The organism is Thermocatellispora tengchongensis (assembly GCF_014202315.1).
Lineage (GTDB): Bacteria > Actinomycetota > Actinomycetes > Streptosporangiales > Streptosporangiaceae > Thermocatellispora > Thermocatellispora tengchongensis.
Window position 1 is genome coordinate 24,261 of the sequence record NZ_JACHGN010000041.1, and the last position, 17,332, is coordinate 41,592.

Genomic DNA, 17,332 nt, shown 5'->3' on the forward strand with positions numbered 1-17,332 from the left:
CCGCGTCCAACGTGCGGAGGAGGGCGCGATGGAGGCGTTGGCGGCGGGCGACCCGGAGCGCATCGGCGGCTACTGGCTGGCCGGGCGCATCGGCGCGGGCGGGCAGGGCGTCGTGTACGAGGCGTACGACGCCGAGGGCGGCAGGTACGCGCTGAAGGTGCTGCGCGCGGCCGGCGGCGACGGCGGGCTGCGCGCGCGCTTCGCCAAGGAGGTCGCCGCCGCCCGCCGGGTGGCCTCCTTCTGCACGGCCAGGGTCGTGGACGCCGACCCCGACGCGACGCCGCCGTACATCGTCAGCGAGTTCGTCGAGGGCCCCGACCTGCGCCGCGCCGGACGCCGGTTCACCGGCGACGACCTGCATCGCCTGGCGGCGGCCGTGGCGACCGCGCTGACCGCGATCCACGAGGCCGGGGTGGTCCACCGCGACCTGAAGCCCGACAACGTGCTGCTCGGCCGCGACGGGCCGCGCGTGATCGACTTCGGCATCGCGCGCACCGCCGAGATGTCGCTGTCGGCGACCGGCCACATCCCGGGCACGCCGATGTACATGGCGCCGGAGGTGCTGACCGGCGGGCGGGCCGGCCCGCCCGCCGACGTGTTCGCCTGGGGCGCGGTCATGGTGTTCGCGGCCACCGGCGAGGACCCGTTCCAGGCCGAGACGCTGGGCGCGGTGATGCACCGCGTGCTCTCCCACGACCCCGACCTCGGCGCGCTGCCGCCCACCGTGCGCCCGCTGGTCGCCGCCGCGCTGAGCAAGGACCCCTCCGGGCGGCCCACCGCGCGCGAGCTGCTGCTGGCGCTGGCGGGCGGCGCGCCGCCCCGCGGCTTCGCCGCGCTGGGCGGCGGCGAGGAGGCCGAGCCCGCGCTGGGCGCGCTGGCCGAGGACGCGTACGCGCTGCTCTCCCCGGCCGAGCGTGAGCTGGTGCCCGAGCTGCTGCTGCGCCTGGTCGCGATCGGCCCCGACGGCCTGGAGACGGTACGCCCCGCGCCGGTGGCCGAGCTGCTGCCCGAGCACCCGGAGGCGCGGCGGCGCATCCTGGAGGTGTTCGGCTACATGCTGGCCGAGCGCGACGGTGAGGTGCGCCTCGCCCGCCCCGCCCTGTTGCGGGCCTGGCCCCGGCTGCGCTCGTGGGTGGAGGCCGAGCGCGACGGCCTGCCCGTGCTGGCCGGGCTGAGCCGGGCGGCGCGGGAGTGGGAGGCCAACGGCCGCCGCGACGCCGACCTGCTGCAGGGCAGCCGGCTGGAGGCCGCGCGCGACTGGGCCGCCGCCGGTCGGCGGCACCTCACGCTCACGCCGCTCGAACGCGACTACCTCGCCGAGGCCGGCAGGCTGGTGCGGCGGCGGTCCAACCGGCGCCGCCTGCTCACCATGGCGCTGGCCGGGCTGCTCGCCCTGTCGCTGGCGGGCGGCGGCATCGCCGTGCACCAGGCCGGGCAGGTCGCCGAGCAGCGCGACCGGGTGGCGGACGAGCGCGACAAGGGCCGGGCGCGCGAGCTGGCCGGAGAGGTGGCGGGGCTGCGCACGGTGGATCCCGTCAAGGCGATGCTGCTCAGCGTGGCGGCCTGGCGGCTCAACCCCGGCATCGAGGGCCGCGCCGCGCTGACCGGCTCGCTCTTCCAGCGCGAGGTCGCCGCGTTCCGGCCGCCGCCCGCCCCGGGCGCGGCCGTCAACACGACCAGCGGCGACGGCCGCCTGATCGCCGCGGTGACCGAGCGCACGGTACGGGTCTTCGACGCCGCCACCGGAAGGCAGGTCGCGTCCTGGACCGCCCCCGAACTGGCCCGCGGCGTCGCCTCCACCGACCTGAGCGGCACCGGGCGGCTGCTGGCCGTGGTCGCCGGGGAGAGCGTGGCCGTCTACGAGACCCGCACCGGCAGGCTCGTCGGCGAGGAGGCCATCGACGACAACCCGGCCGTGACCGTGCTGGAGTTCGGCGGCTCCGACACGATGCTGAACATCACGGTGGCCGAGGCGTCGTTCGGGGTGTGGGACCTCGGCCGCGACCGCGTCGAGCGTCCCCGCTGGGGCTATCCGCAACGGGTCGTTCCCGGGCCCACCGGCGACCTGGTGGTCACCGAGACCGACGGCGAGGTGAGCGTGTGGCGGTTGCCCGGCTTCCGGCGGGACACCCGCTTCCCCTCCGGCTGCGGCGGCGAGGACCCGGTGATCGGCTTCAGCCCCGACGGCGGCGCGGTGTTCTGCGCCGGTGAGCGGTTCGAGCTGTGGGACGCCGGGACGGGGAAGCGGATCAGGCAGGCCGTGGAGGACGACTACGACTACGGGACGTACCGGTGGAGCTGGGACGGGCTCGACGACGACGAGCCGGGCGGCGCGCCGGCCGGGTTCCGGCTCAGCCGGGACCGCGGGCTCGCCGTCGCGCACCGGGACGCGGTCATCCGCGTGTGGGACGTGGAGCGGCACGAGCGGGTGCTGGACTACACCGCGCGCGGCCGGGTCTCCGACGCCTGGTTCGACCCCGGCGGGCGCATCCTGCGCTACCGGATCGACGACGAGGTGGTCGCGATCGACCTGGCCTTCCCGGTACGGCCCAGGCCCGCGCCGCCGGACGCGAACTTCGTGGTCCTCAGCGGCGACGCCCGGCTGCTGGCGTACCAGCCGTTCGAGGGCGAGCCGCGGGTGGAGCTGTGGGACGTCGCGGCGGGACGGGTGCTGGGCTCGGTCCCGGCACAGGAGAACACCGTGCTGGAGGCCCGGTTCGACCCGGCCGCGCGCCTGCTGGCGCTCTCGCACGTGAACGAGACCGTGGACGTCTACGACGTCGCGACCCGGCGCAGGCTGTGGCACTTCCGGCACCCCCACGGGCTGATCACGACGGGGGAGGCGTTCTCGCCCGACGGCAGGACGTACGCCGCGGTGTACTCGCAGAACTCCCAGCGCCAGGTGGACTACTGGCTGCACCGCTTCGACGCGCGGACCGGCAGGCAGCTCGGGGTCGCCAAGCTGGAGGCCCCTATGCGGAAGTTCGCGTTCCTGCCCGACGGCCGCCACATCGTCTCGGAGCTGGGCCGGCAGGTGGACGTGACGACGGGGAAGACGATCGGCCCCGGTCGCACCCCGGCCGGGAGCGTGACGGCGGCGGTCGCGGTGGACCCCACCGGGCGGTGGCTGGCCGTCGGCAAGGCCGACGGCGGCGTGACGCTGTGGCAGGCGGCGGATCGGACGCCGGTCGCGCTGGACCTGCCCGCCATCGGGCGAGAGGCCGGTGAGCTGGTCTTCTCCCCGAAGGGCGACATGCTGGCGATGATCGACGGACGGGAGCGGCTGAGCCTGTGGGACGTCGCCACCCGCCGCCCGATCGTCACCGGGGTCGTCTTCGGGCGCATCGGCGACGGCAGGAGCTGGGAGGTGGCCTTCACCCCCGACGGGCGCACGCTGCGGGTCTCCAACGACACCGGGACGGTGTGGGACCTGCCCGTCGATCCGGCCCGCGCGGCCCAGGCGGTGTGCGCCCGCGCGGGCCGCACCCTCACCCGCGCCGAGTGGCGCGAGCACCTGGGGAGCATCCCGTACCGGGACGTGTGCGCCGGGGCCTGAGGGATTCCCTGTAAAGCAGGTAGGTATTATTGTGTACCAGCCCAGGCCCCGGAACGAGAGGCGGCGACCGTGATGCAGGTGCGCACCAGGCCCGAGCAGGCCCCGGCCGCCGCCGGGGAGTACCCCGGCGACGTCCACTGGTACGACCTTCCCGACGACGAGGCCGACGATCTGGACGATGAGATATGACAGTCGTACACGTGTGCGGGTTATGAGCGCTTTGTGAGCGAACTGTCAGCGCCACTCCGTAGCTTCGTGATCGCGCGGGGAAACGCGCGAAGGTGCGAGCGAACGGAGATGGACGCCATGAGCGTACGCATCACCTGACCTCACGTGACGGGGGTCTCCTGGCGGGGATCGGCGGCCGGACGGGGGCCGGTCTCCGCCAGGCTCCGGCGGACGTCCGCGGCGCGCGGGTCGTCCAGCTCGGCGAAGATGGCCAGCGACTCGCGCCAGCGCGAGCGGGCCCCGTCGGGGTCGCCCGACTCGACGAGGGCGCGGCCGAGGCGGTGCAGCACGTCGGCCTCGCCGCGGCGGTCCTCGAACGCGCGCTTCACCTCCAGGGCGGCCAGGAAGGCCGTCACCGCCTCCTCGTGCCGGCCCAGCCCGGCGTACGCGGTGCCGAGGGTGCGCAGGGCCTCGCCCCGGCGGTAGCGGTCGCCCGCCGCTGTGGCCGCCTCGGCCGCCGAGCGCGCGGCGGAGGCCGCGTCCTCGTACCGGCCCAGCGCGTTGTGGTTCTGCGCCATGTCGTCCAGCGCCTCCGCCTCAAGGCGGCGGTCACCGGTCTCGCGGGCCAGGGCGAGCGCGGCGGCGAAGCAGCCGGTGGAGTCGGCGGAGCGGCCCAGCCGGGCGTACGCCGTGCCCAGGTTGACCAGCACCGCCCCCTCCAGGTCCCGCTCGCCCGCGCGGCGCGCGACCGCGAGGGCGTCCTCGAACCGGCGCGCGGCCTCGCGCGGGCGGCCCAGCAGCGCCAGCGCGCGGGCCAGGTGGTTCAGCGCGACGCCCTCCTCCAGCGGCTCTCCCGCCGCCCGCGCCGCGTTCACCGCCACCTGGTACACCTGCACCCAGGCCCGGCCGGGCACGTGGAAGTCGAAGAAGCGCGCCAGCGCCCGGGGCAGCCGCCAGGCCAGGTCGTGCCAGCCGCGCGCCGCCGCCGCGTGGGTGGCCGCCATCAGGTTCGCCAGCTCCTCCTCGTACCAGCACACCGCGCCCTCGGCGTCGTGCAGGTCGTGCGGGGCCAGGCCGTCGGGCACCGGCCCGGCGGCGAAGGGGCGCCCGCCCGAGGGCAGGTGCTCGGCCGCGTCCAGGGCGCTGTGCAGGTACCAGTCCAGCACGCGGCGCAGGGCGGCCTCGCCGTCGCGCTCCGCGTCGCCCTCCGCGCGCGCCCGCTCGGCGGCGTACGCGCGCAGCAGGTCGTGGAAGTCGTAGCGGCCGGGGGAGCGCGAGCGCAGCAGATGGTCGGCGGTGAGCCGGTCGAGCAGCCGGGTGACCCGCCCCGCGTCGGGCTCCCCGAGCAGCGCGCCGGCCGCGCCGGTGCTCACCTCCGGGCCCGGATGCAGGCCGAGCAGCCGGAACAGCCGCGCCGCCTCCGGCTCCAGCGCGCCGTACGTCCAGGAGAAGACCATGCGCAGGTCGGTGTCGTCGCCGTCGCCCGCGTCGAGCGCCGCCAGCCGCGTGCGCTCGTCGCGCAGGTCGGCGGCGAGCCTGCGCAGCGGCGTGCGCGGGAACCGCGCCGCGCGCTCGGCGAAGATGCGCAGGGCCAGCGGCAGCCGGGCACAGCGTTCGACGATCTCCGCGGCGGCCTCGGGCTCGGCGGCGACCCGCTCCGGGCCGATCACCCCGGCCAGCAGCTCGCCCGCCTCGGCCGGGCTCATCTGGTCCAGCACGATCCGGCGCGCGCCGTACTGCACGACCAGGCCGCGGAGCTGGTTGCGGCTGGTGACCAGCACCATGCCGTCGGAGCCCGGCACCAGCGGCCTGACCTGGTCGCTGCCGGCGGCGTTGTCCAGCAGCACCAGCACCCTGCGGCCCGACAGCAGCGTGCGGTACAGCGCCGCCCGCTCCTCCAGGCCGGCCGGGATGCGGTCGGGGGGCGCGCCGAGCGCGCGCAGCAGGGTCTCCAGCGCGGCGGCCGGGCCGACCGGGCGCTCGGGGCCGTACCCGTGCAGGTCGAGATAGAGCTGGCCGCCGGGGAACCGCTCGCGTACGCGGTGCGCCCAGTGCACCGCCAGCGCGGTCTTGCCCGAGCCCGCGGTGCCCTGCAGTGAGACGATCGTCGGCAGCCCGGCGCCGCCGCGGCCGGTGTGCTCGTCCAGCAGCCGGTCCAGCGTGGCCAGCTCGGCGGCGCGGCCGGCGAAGCCGGGGATGTCGGGCCGGAGCTGCCGCGGCACCGGGGGACCGGGGCGCGACCCGGCGTCCGGGGCCGCGGCCACGACCGGCGGCGGGGGCGCGGCGGGCTCGCGCACGGACGGGTCCTCGGTCAGGATCGCCTGGTACGTCGCGCGCACCGCCTCGCCCGGATCGACCCCCAGCTCCTCGGCCAGCAGCTCGCGCAGCGTGTGGTACGCGCGCAGCGCCTCGGCGTGGCGTCCGGCCCCGTGCAGCGCCAGCATCAGCCGCTCCCACAACGGCTCGCGCAGCGGATGGGCCCGGGTCAGCTCGCGCAGCACCCCGATCAGCTCGGCGTGCCTGCCGGTGCGCAGCCCGACGTCGAGCCAGCGCTCCTGGGCGCGCAGCCACTCCTCGGCCAGCGGCTCGACCTCCTCGGCGTGCAGCGCGGGCGAGTCGACGTTGGCCAGCAGCGGGCCGCCCCGCCACAGCGCCATCGCCTCCGACAGCGCCCGGGAGGCGGCCTCCAGGTCGCCGGACGCCGCCGCCCGCCCGCCCGCGGCGGCCAGCTCGCGAAAGCGCAGCAGGTCCAGCGCGCCCGCGCCGGGTTCGGCGCGGTAGCCGTCGTGCGCGGTGACCACGACGGCGCCGCCCGGCCCGAGCCGCCCGCGCAGCCGGTTGACGTAGCTGTGCACCGTGGCCCTGGCCCGGTCGGGGTCGCCGCCGCCGTCGTCCGGCCACAGCCACCCGGCCAGCCGGGAGACGGGCACGGTCTCGCCCGCGCGCAGCAGCAGCCCGGCCAGCACGACGCGCAGCTTGTTGCCCCCGATGGGGACCTCCCGCCCGTCCGCGACCACGGACAGGGGGCCGAGCACCCGGAACCTCACCCCACCCCCTTTGCACGATCAATCCTTGACGGGGCAACGTTACCGGCCCTGACCTGGGCGGCGCGTCCTGGTGGGTGACAGGGTGCCGGAAGCGGAGCGACGGCGGGGGACCGAAATGGCGGCTGGTTAACGCCCCGAAATCCCGAAACTTCCGATAAATCACGCCTTGATTCCAATTTGTGGATCAACTGGCCTTGCAGCGGTCCTGACCCCAGATTTACAGGGATATCCCGTAACCCACGGAGGTACGTGTGAAACGCAGCATCGTCATTGGCGCCGTTGCCGCGCTCGCGATGACAACGCTGATCAGCCCGGCTCAGGCGGCCGGGCCCGCGCGAACCGCGCCGGCCGCCGAGACCGAGTACGTCGTGCTGTACGAGGAGGGCGTGAACCTCGCCGAGGCCAAGAAGGCCGTCGAGGCCGCCGGCGGCACGATCGTGAAGGAGAACGCCGCCGTAGGTGTCGCCACCGTATCCACCACCAACGCCGACTTCGCGGCGGCGGCGCAGGACCAGGAGGCCATCGCCGGCGTGGCGCGCAACCGCTCCATCGGCCACGCGCCGGCCAACGCCCGGACCTCCGCGGGCATCCGCAAGGCCATCGAGGCGGCCGCGGTCGAGAAGGCCGGGCACGGCGCGCCCGCCCGGGGCACCTTCGGCAAGCCCAAGCCCAAGGCGGAGCCGCTGGCCGAGCTCCAGTGGGACATGAAGCAGATCAACGCGACCGCCGACGGCTCCCACAAGTACCTCCAGGGCGACCGGGGCGTGCTCGTCGCCATCCTCGACACCGGCGTGGACGGCACCCACCCCGACATCGCGCCCAACTTCAACAACGAGCTGAGCCGCAACTTCACCGTGGACATCCCGGTGGACGCCGACGGCAACGAGGTGGACGGCCCGTGCGAGGCCGAGCCCGACCAGTCCTGCCAGGACCCGGCGAACGTGGACGAGAACGGCCACGGCACGCACGTCGCCTCCTCCATCGCCTCCCCGATCAACGGCCTGGGCATCGCCGGCGTGGCGCCCAAGGTGTCGATCGTGAACCTGCGGGCCGGCCAGGACTCGGGCTACTTCTTCCTGCAGGCCTCGGTGGACGCGCTCACCTACGCCGCCGACATCGGCGTGGACGTGGCCAACATGAGCTACTACATCGACCCCTGGCTGTTCAACTGCACCGACAACCCCAAGGACTCGCCCGCCGACCGGCAGGAGCAGGCCACCATCATCGCCGCCACCCAGCGCGCGCTCGACTACGCCCACCGCAACGGCGTCACGCTGGTGGCGGCGGCGGGCAACCAGGCCCTCGACTACACCAAGGAGGTCGTGGACGCCACCAGCCCCGACTTCGCCAGCGAGCCGGGCGAGGCGCCGTACAGCCGCACCATCCCGCCGAGCTGCGTCTCCCTGCCGAGCGAGGGCAACCACGTGATCTCGGTGTCGTCGCTGGGCATCAGCAAGCGCAAGTCGTACTTCTCCGACTACGGCAACGGCTACGTCGACGTCGCGTCCCCGGGCGGCGACGTGTACGACACCCCGGACAACACCCGGGACGTCACCAAGGCGACGCTGTCGGCGTACCCCAAGTACCTCGCCGAGGCGAACGGTGAGCTGAACCCCGACGGCACGCCCAACGTGGACTACGTGGTGCGGAGCTGCAAGGGCGACACCTGCGCGTACTACCAGTACCTCCAGGGCACGTCCATGGCCTCCCCGCGCGCCGCGGGCGTGGCCGCGCTCATCGTCAGCAAGTACGGCGTGCGCGACCGCGAGCACGGCGGCAAGACGCTGAGCCCGGCGTTCGTGGAGACGGTGCTGAAGGCGACCGCCACCAAGACGGCCTGCCCGAACCCGCCCGCCTTCACCTACACCCGGCACCTGCCCAACGGCACGACCGCGACCGCCACGCACGTGTGCGAGGGCGGCAAGTTCCGCAACGGCTTCTACGGCTCCGGCATCGTGGACGCCCTGAAGGTCGCCCGGTGACCTCCCGCCCCTGACGGGACGCGATCCCCGGGCCCCGGGCGCCGCACGGCGCCCGGGGCCCGGTGCGCCGGCCGGGATCAGGCGGTGAAGCGCTCGCCCGCCCCCTGGATGCGCCGGATCTCCTGACGGAAGAAGCCCGCCAGCGCGGCGCACGCCTCGGCGTCGCGCGGGCCGCCCTCGCGGCGGGGCAGGTCGGGGTACGGGCTGCCCAGCACGAAGATGTTCTCGTCGTTGTAGTTGTTGGCCGGGGCCGTGTAGTTGAACGACCCGGCGATCACCACCGAGTCGTCGATGACCATCAGCTTGTGGTGCAGCTTGCCGAACCCCGGCGCCCGCTTGGGGAAGAAGATCTCGATGCGCGCCCGGTCCAGGTCGTGGGTGGCCGCCCACTTCTGCGCGCCCTGGCCGGGGTCCATGGCCCCCGACACCGTGCGCCCGGCCTCGGCCAGCGCGATCATCGCGTCGTCGATGCCGGAGGACCCGGCGAAGGTGAAGATGGCGAAGTCCACCTGCCGCCTCGCCTTGAGCATCTGCTTCATGATCTCCAGCTCGGGGGCGTGGTCGGGCGCGAACAGCACCTTCACCGGCACCCCGCCCACGTTGTACGCCGCGGGCACCTTGCCGTGCTCGCCGCGGCCGAACCGGCCCGCCCGGATGCGTTCGAACTCCCCGGCGTACTCCCGGCACACCGACACATCATGAAATATCACGACGTGATTGAGATTGCGGTGGCAGTCGGTCCCGGTGAAGTTCGCCGAGCCCGACAGGATCGCCGAGGTAGGCGTCGCCTTCTCCCGGAAGTCGCGCACGATGAACTTCTGGTGGAAGATCGCCGGGTTGTAGTCCGCCTTGACGTCCACGCCGCAGCGCAGCAGCGCGGCCAGGATGCGCCGGTTCGCCTCCAGGCTGCGCGCGCCCGGCTCGTCGCTCCACTGCACCCGGCGCCGGGCCGCCGCCTCGTCCTCGCCCTCCCGGACCACGATCTTCGGCACCTTGGCCGTGAGCAGGTAGTCCTGCTCCAGCACCATGCGCACGCTCACCCCGCGGAACCGCGCGTCCAGCACGGCCTGGGCGATCGGCTCGGAGTCCAGCTCCTGGATCGCGATGTCCAGCGATTGCCGCGCCCCGTGCACGAACTCGACGATCACGGCTTCGAGGTCGTCGGGCGCGCCCAGCTCCGCGGGGCCCGCGTACGCCTCGATCTTCCCGCCGGCGAATGACGCCATGCGGGCATGGTCCCACCGCTTCGTGGCAGTAACAACGGCTATTTCATGACCGAGAACCATATTTAAGGTGAGATGACCATCGGCACCATCCCCTCGGGAGCCCAGATGCATGACGACCGCGCCCTCGTCGAGGCGCGCCTGGCCCGCGCGCTCCGGGAGCGCATCCGGCCCGCCGTGTACGCCAGGTCGGTCCCGCTCACGGTCGCCGCCTGGCACGCGCCCGGCGAGCCCGTGCCCTTCGCCGAGGCCGCCGGGCAGGAGTACGCGCCCACGGCCGCCGGCGAGCCGTGGGGCCCGCCGTGGGGCACGACCTGGTTCCGCCTGACCGGCACGGTGCCGGCCGAGTGGGCGGGCGAGACCGTCGAGGCCGTGGTGGACCTGGGCTTCGACGCCGACCGGCCCGGCTTCCAGTGCGAAGGGCTCGCCTACACGCCCGACGGCGCCCCGGTCAAGGGCCTCAACCCGCGCAACGCCTGGCTGCCGGTCGCGGCGCGCCCCGGCGAGCCGTACGAGGTGCTGGTCGAGGCCGCCGCGAACCCGCTGATCGACTACCGCGGCTACGTCACCCCCCTGGGCGACCCGCGCACCGCCGGCACCGCCCCCATGTACCGGCTGGCCCGCGCCGACCTGGCCGTCTTCGAGCGCGAGGTGTGGGAGCTGGCCCGCGACGTGGAGGTGCTCGACCACCTCATGCGCCGCCTGGGCACGCACGAGCCGCGCCGCTTCGAGATCCTGCGCGCGCTGGAGCGGGCCCTGGACGCGCTGGACCTCCAGGACGTCCCCGGCACCGCGGCCCGCGCCCGCGAACGGCTCGCCGGCGTCCTGGCCAGCCCCGCCCACGCCAGCGCGCACCGGATCTCCGCCGTCGGCCACGCGCACATCGACTCCGCCTGGCTGTGGCCGATGCGCGAGACCGTGCGCAAGGTGGCCAGGACCGCCGCCAACGTGACCGCGCTGATGGAGGACCACCCCGGCTTCCGCTTCGCCATGTCCCAGGCGCAGCAGCTCGCCTGGATCAAGGAGCACCACCCCGGCGTGTACGAGCGGGTCAAGAAGCACGTCGCCGCCGGCCGGTTCGTGCCCGCGGGCGGCATGTGGGTGGAGTCGGACACCAACATGCCCGGCGGCGAGGCGATGGCCCGCCAGTTCGTGCACGGCAAGCGGTTCTTCATCGAGGAGTTCGGCGTCGAGCCCGCCGAGGTCTGGCTGCCCGACTCCTTCGGCTACTCCGCGGCGCTGCCGCAGATCGTCACGCTGGCCGGCTCGCGCTGGTTCCTCACCCAGAAGATCTCCTGGAACCAGGTCAACCGGTTCCCGCACCACACCTTCCTGTGGGAGGGCATCGACGGCACCCGCGTGTTCACCCACTTCCCGCCGGTGGACACCTACAACTCCGACCTGTCCGGCACCGAGCTGGCGCACGCCTCGGACAACTTCGCCGAGAAGGGCCGCGCCACACGGTCGCTGGTCCCGTTCGGCTACGGCGACGGCGGCGGCGGGCCCACCCGCGAGATGCTGGCCCGCGCCGCCCGTACCGCCGACCTGGAGGGCTCCCCCCGGGTCGAGCTGCACACCCCGGAGGAGTTCTTCCGCGCCGCCGAGGCCGACTACCCCGACCCGCCGGTGTGGTCCGGCGAGCTGTACCTGGAACTGCACCGCGGCACCTACACCAGCCAGGCCCGTACCAAGCAGGGCAACCGGCGCAGCGAGCACCTGCTGCGCGAGGCCGAGCTGTGGTGCGCCACGGCGGCGGCCCACGGCCTGGCCGGCTACCCCTACGACCGGCTGGACCGGCTGTGGAAGCGGGTGCTGCTGCACCAGTTCCACGACGTGCTGCCGGGCAGCTCGATCGCCTGGGTGCACCGCGAGGCCGAGCGCGCGTACGCCGAGATCGCCGCCGAGCTGGAGGAGATCATCGACGGCGCGCTGCGGGCCCTGGCGGGGGAGGGCGGCGGCACCGTCACCTTCAACGCCGCGCCGCACCCCCGCGACGGGGTGCCCGCGCTCGGCGCCGCGCTCACCGGCGAGGCGCCGCCGTCCCCGCCCGCGGCCGAGCACGACGGGACGTACGTGCTGGACAACGGCCTGCTGCGGGTGACGGTGGACCGGCGCGGCCTCGTCGTCTCCCTGCTCGACCTGGTCGCCGGACGCGAGGTGCTGCCGCCCGGCGCCGCCGGCAACCTGCTGCAGATCCACCCGGACCTGCCGAACCACTGGGACGCCTGGGACATCGACCCGTTCTACCGCAACACCGTCACCGACCTGGTGGACGCCGAGGAGGTCGCCCCCGCCGGCCCCGGCGCGATCCGGGTCGTGCGCGCCTTCGGCTCCTCCTCCGTACGCCAGACGCTGCGGCTGCGCCCCGGCGCCCGCCGCCTCGACATCGAGACCCAGGTGGACTGGCACGAGACCGAGAAGATCCTCAAGGCCGCGTTCCCGCTCGACGTACAGGCCGACAGGTCCTCCTCCGAGATCCAGTACGGCCACGTGCACCGCCCCGCGCACACCAACACCTCCTGGGACGCCGCCCGGTTCGAGATCTGCGCCCACCGCTGGATCCACGTCGGCGAGCCCGGCTACGGCGTCGCGGTCGTCAACGACTCCACCTACGGCCACGACGTCACCCGGCAGCCCCGGACGGGCGGCGGCACCGCCACCACCGTCCGGCTGTCGCTGCTGCGCGCCCCGCGCTTCCCCGACCCCGAGACCGACCAGGGCCTCCACCGTTTCGGGTACGCGCTCGTCCCCGGCGCCGCGATCGGCGACGCGGTGCGCGAGGGCTACCACGCCAACCTGCCCCCGCGCGCCGTGCCCGGCGGACGGGCGGTGCCGCCGCTGGTCGCGGTGGACGACCCCGCCGTGGTGGTGGAGGCGGTCAAACTGGCCGACGACCGCTCCGGCGACATCGTGGTGCGGCTGTACGAGTCGCTGGGCGGGCGGGCGGCGGCCCGGCTGACCTGCCACCTGCCGGTGTCGGGCGTACAGGAGTGCGACCTGCTGGAGCGCCCGCTACCCGCAGGACGCACCCCCGACCCGGGCGAGATCACCCTCGCGCTGCGCCCCTTCGAGATCGTCACCCTCCGGCTCACCCCGGCGTAGAGCAGGTCATACGCTGGGACGATGAGGATCGAACCGGACCGGGCGCGGCGCCTGTTCCACGACGCGCGGGTGGCCGGGCTCGCCACCGCGGCCGCGGACGCCACGCCGCACCTGGTCCCGGTCACCTTCGCCATGCGCGGCGAGACCGTCTACGTGGCCGTGGACCACAAACCCAAGACCACCGCCACGGGCCTGCGCAGGCTGGCGAACATACGCGAGAACCCGCGCGTGTGCCTGCTCACCGACCACTACGACGACGACTGGAGCGCGCTGTGGTGGGTCAGGGCCGACGGCCGGGCCGAGGTCGTGCCGCGCGAACCGGCCGCACTGGAGGCGCTGGCCGCGAAGTACCCCCAGTACCGCGAGCGCACGCCCGAGGGCCCGGTCATCGTCGTCCAGGTGGAGCACTGGTCGGGCTGGTCGTACACCTGACGCGCCACATGGCGGACGGGCCCGTCCTCATCGCGGCCATGTTGCGGTTGTGCACGGCAACGCCGCAGACGATCCTTCTGTCAGACGCTCCAGCAGCCCCACGCCTGCGGCGGACAAGACAGCCCGACGCGCAAGGCAAAGGACAGCCGACAGACCGAGCGCAGAGGACAGCCGACAGACCGCAGACGACAGACGGGGCGCAGCCGACAGACCGACCGCAGCCGACAGACGGGGCGCAGCCGACAGACCGACCGCAGCCGACAGACTCGATCACCAGCCCCGACCACCAGACAGCCCCGACGCCCAAAGGCAGACCGACCCACCCGCCCTTCCGAGAGGGGAGACCGATGGCGTTCCATCCGAACCTCGACCCCGGCCTGGCCGCCGCCCTCGCCGACATCCCGCTGCCCGCCGCCGACTTCTCCACCGCGAGCTTCGACGACCTGCCGGACATCCGGCTCCAGATCGCGGCGATGCGCGCGGCCATGGCCCCCGCCGTGGACGAGAGGGTGACGATCGAGGACCGCCGCATCCCCGGCCCCGAGGGGGCGCCGGACGTACGGGTGCGGATCTACCGCGAGGCGGGCCGCGAGGGCGTGCTGCCCGGCCTGTACTGGATCCACGGCGGCGGCATGATCATCGGTGAGCCGGAGATGGACGACGCGCGGCTGGCCTCGTACGTGCTGGAGGTCGGCTGCGTGGCGGTCTCCGTGGACTACCGGCTCGCCCCGGAGAACCCCCACCCCGCCCCCGTGGAGGACTGCTACGCCGGCCTGGTGTGGACCGCCAAGAACGCCGCCGAGCTGGGCATCGACCCCGACCGCATCGCCGTGGGCGGCATCAGCGCCGGCGGCGGCCTGGCCGCCGGCACGGTGCTCCTGGCCCGCGACCGCGGCGGCCCCGCCGTGGCCTTCCAGCTCCTCGTCTGCCCGATGCTCGACGACCGCAACATCACCGCCTCCAGCCGCGAGTTCACCGAGGCGATCGTGTGGAGCCGCGCCAACAACGAGTTCGGCTGGAAGGCCCTGCTCGGCGACCGCGCCGGCACCGACGACGTGCCCCCGTACGCCGCCCCCGCCCGCGCCACCGACCTGTCCGGCCTGCCCCCGGCGTACATCGACGTGGGCGAACTGGAGGTCTTCCGCGACGAGTGCGCCGAGTACGCCCTGCGCCTGACCGCCGCCGGCGTCTCCACCGAGTTCCACCTCTACCCCGGCGCCTTCCACGGCTTCGACGGCCTGATCCCCACCGCCCCCCTCAGCCGCCGCGCCGCCGCCGAACGCATCGCCGTCCTGAACCGCGCCCTCAACACCCCCAAGTAACGCGGGCCCACCCGCCACCACGGAGGTGGCGGCCACCCGCCTGGCGCCCACCCGCCCCCCGCGCTCCGCGCGGGGGGAAAAGGCCCTCGCTACGCTCGGACGCTCTCTTCCAGTGTCGGGCTCCGCCCGACGCTAGCGCCCACACGGACCCACCCGCCGCCCGCCAAGGTGGTGACCCGCCTGGCGCCCACCCGCCCCCGCGCTCCGCGCCAATCCGCCCATTGCCAACGTACGAGCATGTTGACAAGTCTTCACGATCTTCATTCCGGCACTCAGCGGCAACGGTGCCCGCGGCTGAGGCTGTGCACCGCAGATCATGTTGACGGGGCCGGCGCACACGCTTGCCGGCATATGCCAGCGCGTCCATGGGTGGAGGCTTCGGACCATGCCACCGATGGCTCTCCCCGAGGTGTCTCCCTCACCCTGAGGGGCGTGATCTGGTCACCTCCCAGCGCGTAAAACGGGTCGAACCTCTCCAGGTTCGGTGCAAGGCTGGCCTCGTGAGCGACACGCAGACCGTGGTCCTGGTCGAGGGCGCCAGTGACAAGTCGGTTATCGAAGCGTTGGCCGAGCGCCGTGGCCGGAACCTGGCGGCCGAGGGCATCTCCCTTGTGGCGATGGGCGGTGCCACGAACATCGGAACGTACATCCGCAGGTTCGGCCCCCTCGGTCGCAACCTCCGGCTGGCGGGTCTGTGCGACGTCGGGGAGGAAGGCGACTTCCGGAGAGGGCTGGAGCGCGGCGGCCTCGGCTCCGACCTCGACCGAAGCGATCTGGAGGCGCTCGGATTCTTCGTGTGCGTCGCCGACCTGGAGGACGAGCTGATCCGCGCCCTCGGCACCGCCACCGTTGAGCGCGTTGTCGACGCCGAGGGCGAGCTCGGCTCGTTTCGCACGCTCCAGAAGCAACCCGCATGGCGCGAAAGGACCACCCACGACCAACTGCGCCGCTTCATGGGATCGGGCGGTGGCCGCAAGATCCGCTACGCCGGCCTGTTCGTCGCGGCACTCGATCTCGATCGCGTGCCGCGGCCACTGGACATGCTGCTGGCCCACCTATGAACCAGGCGGAGACGGCGACTCCGTCATCGCCGGGTGAGGCGGATTCGCTGGTGGAACCAAACGCGCGCGGGAGTGGCGGCGTCCCCCCAGGTGTGCCGGTGCAGGTAGACGAGCAGTGGCCGATGATAAAAGGCCGGTGGCGCAGCAGGGTGCGTGGGTGTGCTTCGAGGACGAGGCCGGCCAACCCCTGAGACCCCCCAGGGGCCGCACCTGGGGCTGGCGGGGGCGCACCCCGATCGTGTCGCCGCCGGTCAAGGGCACCGGGCGCGTATCGATCGCGGGCCTGATCGCCACCCGCCCCGACCAGCCAGGTGCGCGGCCGCGGCTGATCTACCGCATGCGGCGGCACCGCGGACGCACGGGTGAACGCCGGGGATTCGCCGGTTCCGGCTCACGCACCTACTGGACGATCCGCTCTACCTCGTCAGCCTCCAACCCGGCCAACGCCTTGAGGATCATCGCGGCTCAGCCTGGGGCGGCGGATGCGAACGCTGCCGAGAAGCCTTGATCGCGGCATGCGGGCGTGCCGGTTTCTCGCCTCGAATCGCCTACTCCAGTGACGACATGGTCGTCATCCAGTCGCTGGTGGCGTCGGGAATGGGGGGCGCACGCTTCCCGGACTCGCGCTCACGGCGCAACGGGCGCCCGGGATCCACGCCACAAAAATCCCCAACAACGCTCGTCAGATCTATGCCGTCACATACGGCGACCCACCAGACCCCCGGCCACCACCGCGCTGATCGAGATTCTGCGGGCCATGGCGTAATGCCCCAGGTGCCGCCCCGGCTCCGGGCCGCCGGATGCGTACGGCGACGGTATAGCCGACGTTCACCGCCGTAACCTCAGCCGTCAACACCCGTTAGTTGATGCCGATTTCAGCTCTGAGGCGATGATCTAATAAGTCGCTCCGTTCTTTGCTGGTCAACTGGTAGGTCCTGCCAAGAGTGTCTAACTGTTCGGCGGTTGGCATAAGTGCTCCCGCCTCCGCATCGGATAGCTGTGAACGTGGTATTCCTGTCTGTCGGCTGACTTCCTCCAGTGAGAGTCCTATTCTGTGCCGGGCCGCTTGCAGTGCCTGCGCCAGCTGTACGTACTTTCCGGTGGGCACGGAAAGAGTCGATTCCGGAGCCATCGATGAAGGAGTAGAGACGCTGGAGCTGCTGGGCCCGGCTTGAAGGCTCGCCACGAGGATATAGATGAGGATGGCTAACGTGATGCCGCCTCCTGCTCCGGCGATGGCAGTCCGTCGACTGTGAGGGCGCACCCAGTGAAGCGTTCCCTTTGAACTTCTTCGCCAGTGACCTTTGACCCGCGTCATGCCAGGACGGTATGGCAAGGCTGATGTGCCGAGCAGGAATCGGAATGGCTATGGTGTCATGGCTGCTTGGTGACATAGGACTTCCGTCCGATTGAGGTGAGGTTGAAAACGGCATAATGGC

The 17,332-nt window shown here is 73.3% G+C and carries 10 protein-coding genes; 7 read left to right on the top strand and 3 right to left on the bottom strand.

Annotation, left to right across the window (positions count from 1 at the left end; translation table 11 throughout):
* Positions 1–28: 28 nt before the first annotated feature.
* Positions 29–3,556, top strand: a complete 3,528-nt coding sequence (locus HNP84_RS49640; protein ID WP_185057146.1) for a serine/threonine-protein kinase — start codon at positions 29–31, stop codon at positions 3,554–3,556.
* 329 nt (positions 3,557–3,885) lie between these two features.
* On the opposite strand, the gene HNP84_RS49645 is transcribed toward HNP84_RS49640, so the two are convergent.
* Positions 3,886–6,771, bottom strand: a complete 2,886-nt coding sequence (locus HNP84_RS49645) for an AfsR/SARP family transcriptional regulator (protein ID WP_185057147.1) — start codon at positions 6,769–6,771, stop codon at positions 3,886–3,888.
* Positions 6,772–7,022: 251 nt separating this feature from the next.
* On the opposite strand from HNP84_RS49645, the gene HNP84_RS49650 reads away from it, so the two are divergent.
* Positions 7,023–8,753, top strand: a complete 1,731-nt coding sequence (locus tag HNP84_RS49650) for a S8 family serine peptidase (protein WP_312927437.1) — start codon at positions 7,023–7,025, stop codon at positions 8,751–8,753.
* Between the two features lie 77 nt (positions 8,754–8,830).
* Here the strand turns inward: HNP84_RS49650 and HNP84_RS49655 are convergent, their stop codons facing one another.
* Positions 8,831–9,979, bottom strand: a complete 1,149-nt coding sequence (locus HNP84_RS49655) for a phospholipase D-like domain-containing protein (RefSeq protein WP_185057148.1) — start codon at positions 9,977–9,979, stop codon at positions 8,831–8,833.
* A gap of 105 nt (positions 9,980–10,084) precedes the next feature.
* Between HNP84_RS49655 and HNP84_RS49660 the strand changes: the two genes are divergently transcribed.
* From HNP84_RS49660 to HNP84_RS57005, 5 genes are all read left to right on the top strand, one after another.
* On the top strand, positions 10,085–13,078 hold the full coding sequence (locus HNP84_RS49660; protein ID WP_185057166.1) for an alpha-mannosidase: 2,994 nt from the start codon (positions 10,085–10,087) through the stop codon (positions 13,076–13,078).
* A 21-nt stretch (positions 13,079–13,099) separates the two neighbouring features.
* Positions 13,100–13,510: a TIGR03668 family PPOX class F420-dependent oxidoreductase gene (locus tag HNP84_RS49665; RefSeq protein ID WP_185057149.1), complete on the top strand. Its 411-nt coding sequence runs from the start codon at positions 13,100–13,102 to the stop codon at positions 13,508–13,510.
* 347 nt (positions 13,511–13,857) lie between these two features.
* Positions 13,858–14,832 (top strand): alpha/beta hydrolase, encoded by a 975-nt coding sequence (locus HNP84_RS49670; RefSeq protein ID WP_185057150.1) that lies wholly within the window; start codon positions 13,858–13,860, stop codon positions 14,830–14,832.
* Positions 14,833–15,332: 500 nt separating this feature from the next.
* Entirely contained in the window at positions 15,333–15,893 is a 561-nt protein-coding gene (locus HNP84_RS49675) for a TOPRIM nucleotidyl transferase/hydrolase domain-containing protein (RefSeq protein WP_185057151.1), read from the top strand.
* A gap of 375 nt (positions 15,894–16,268) precedes the next feature.
* Positions 16,269–16,733, top strand: a complete 465-nt coding sequence (locus HNP84_RS57005) for a LysR substrate-binding domain-containing protein (RefSeq protein ID WP_376772045.1) — start codon at positions 16,269–16,271, stop codon at positions 16,731–16,733.
* Positions 16,734–16,752: 19 nt separating this feature from the next.
* Here the strand turns inward: HNP84_RS57005 and HNP84_RS57010 are convergent, their stop codons facing one another.
* On the bottom strand, positions 16,753–17,211 hold the full coding sequence (locus tag HNP84_RS57010; RefSeq protein WP_185057152.1) for a helix-turn-helix domain-containing protein: 459 nt from the start codon (positions 17,209–17,211) through the stop codon (positions 16,753–16,755).
* Between the last annotated feature and the right edge of the window lie 121 nt (positions 17,212–17,332).

Coding starts and splice junctions, on each gene's coding strand:
- HNP84_RS49640 (WP_185057146.1), top strand. CDS start 29: ATGGAGGCGTTGGCGGCGGGCGACCCGGAGCGCATCGGCGGCTACTGG.
- HNP84_RS49655 (WP_185057148.1), bottom strand. CDS start 9,979: ATGGCGTCATTCGCCGGCGGGAAGATCGAGGCGTACGCGGGCCCCGCG.
- HNP84_RS49660 (WP_185057166.1), top strand. CDS start 10,085: ATGCATGACGACCGCGCCCTCGTCGAGGCGCGCCTGGCCCGCGCGCTC.
- HNP84_RS49665 (WP_185057149.1), top strand. CDS start 13,100: ATGAGGATCGAACCGGACCGGGCGCGGCGCCTGTTCCACGACGCGCGG.
- HNP84_RS49670 (WP_185057150.1), top strand. CDS start 13,858: ATGGCGTTCCATCCGAACCTCGACCCCGGCCTGGCCGCCGCCCTCGCC.
- HNP84_RS57010 (WP_185057152.1), bottom strand. CDS start 17,211: ATGACGCGGGTCAAAGGTCACTGGCGAAGAAGTTCAAAGGGAACGCTT.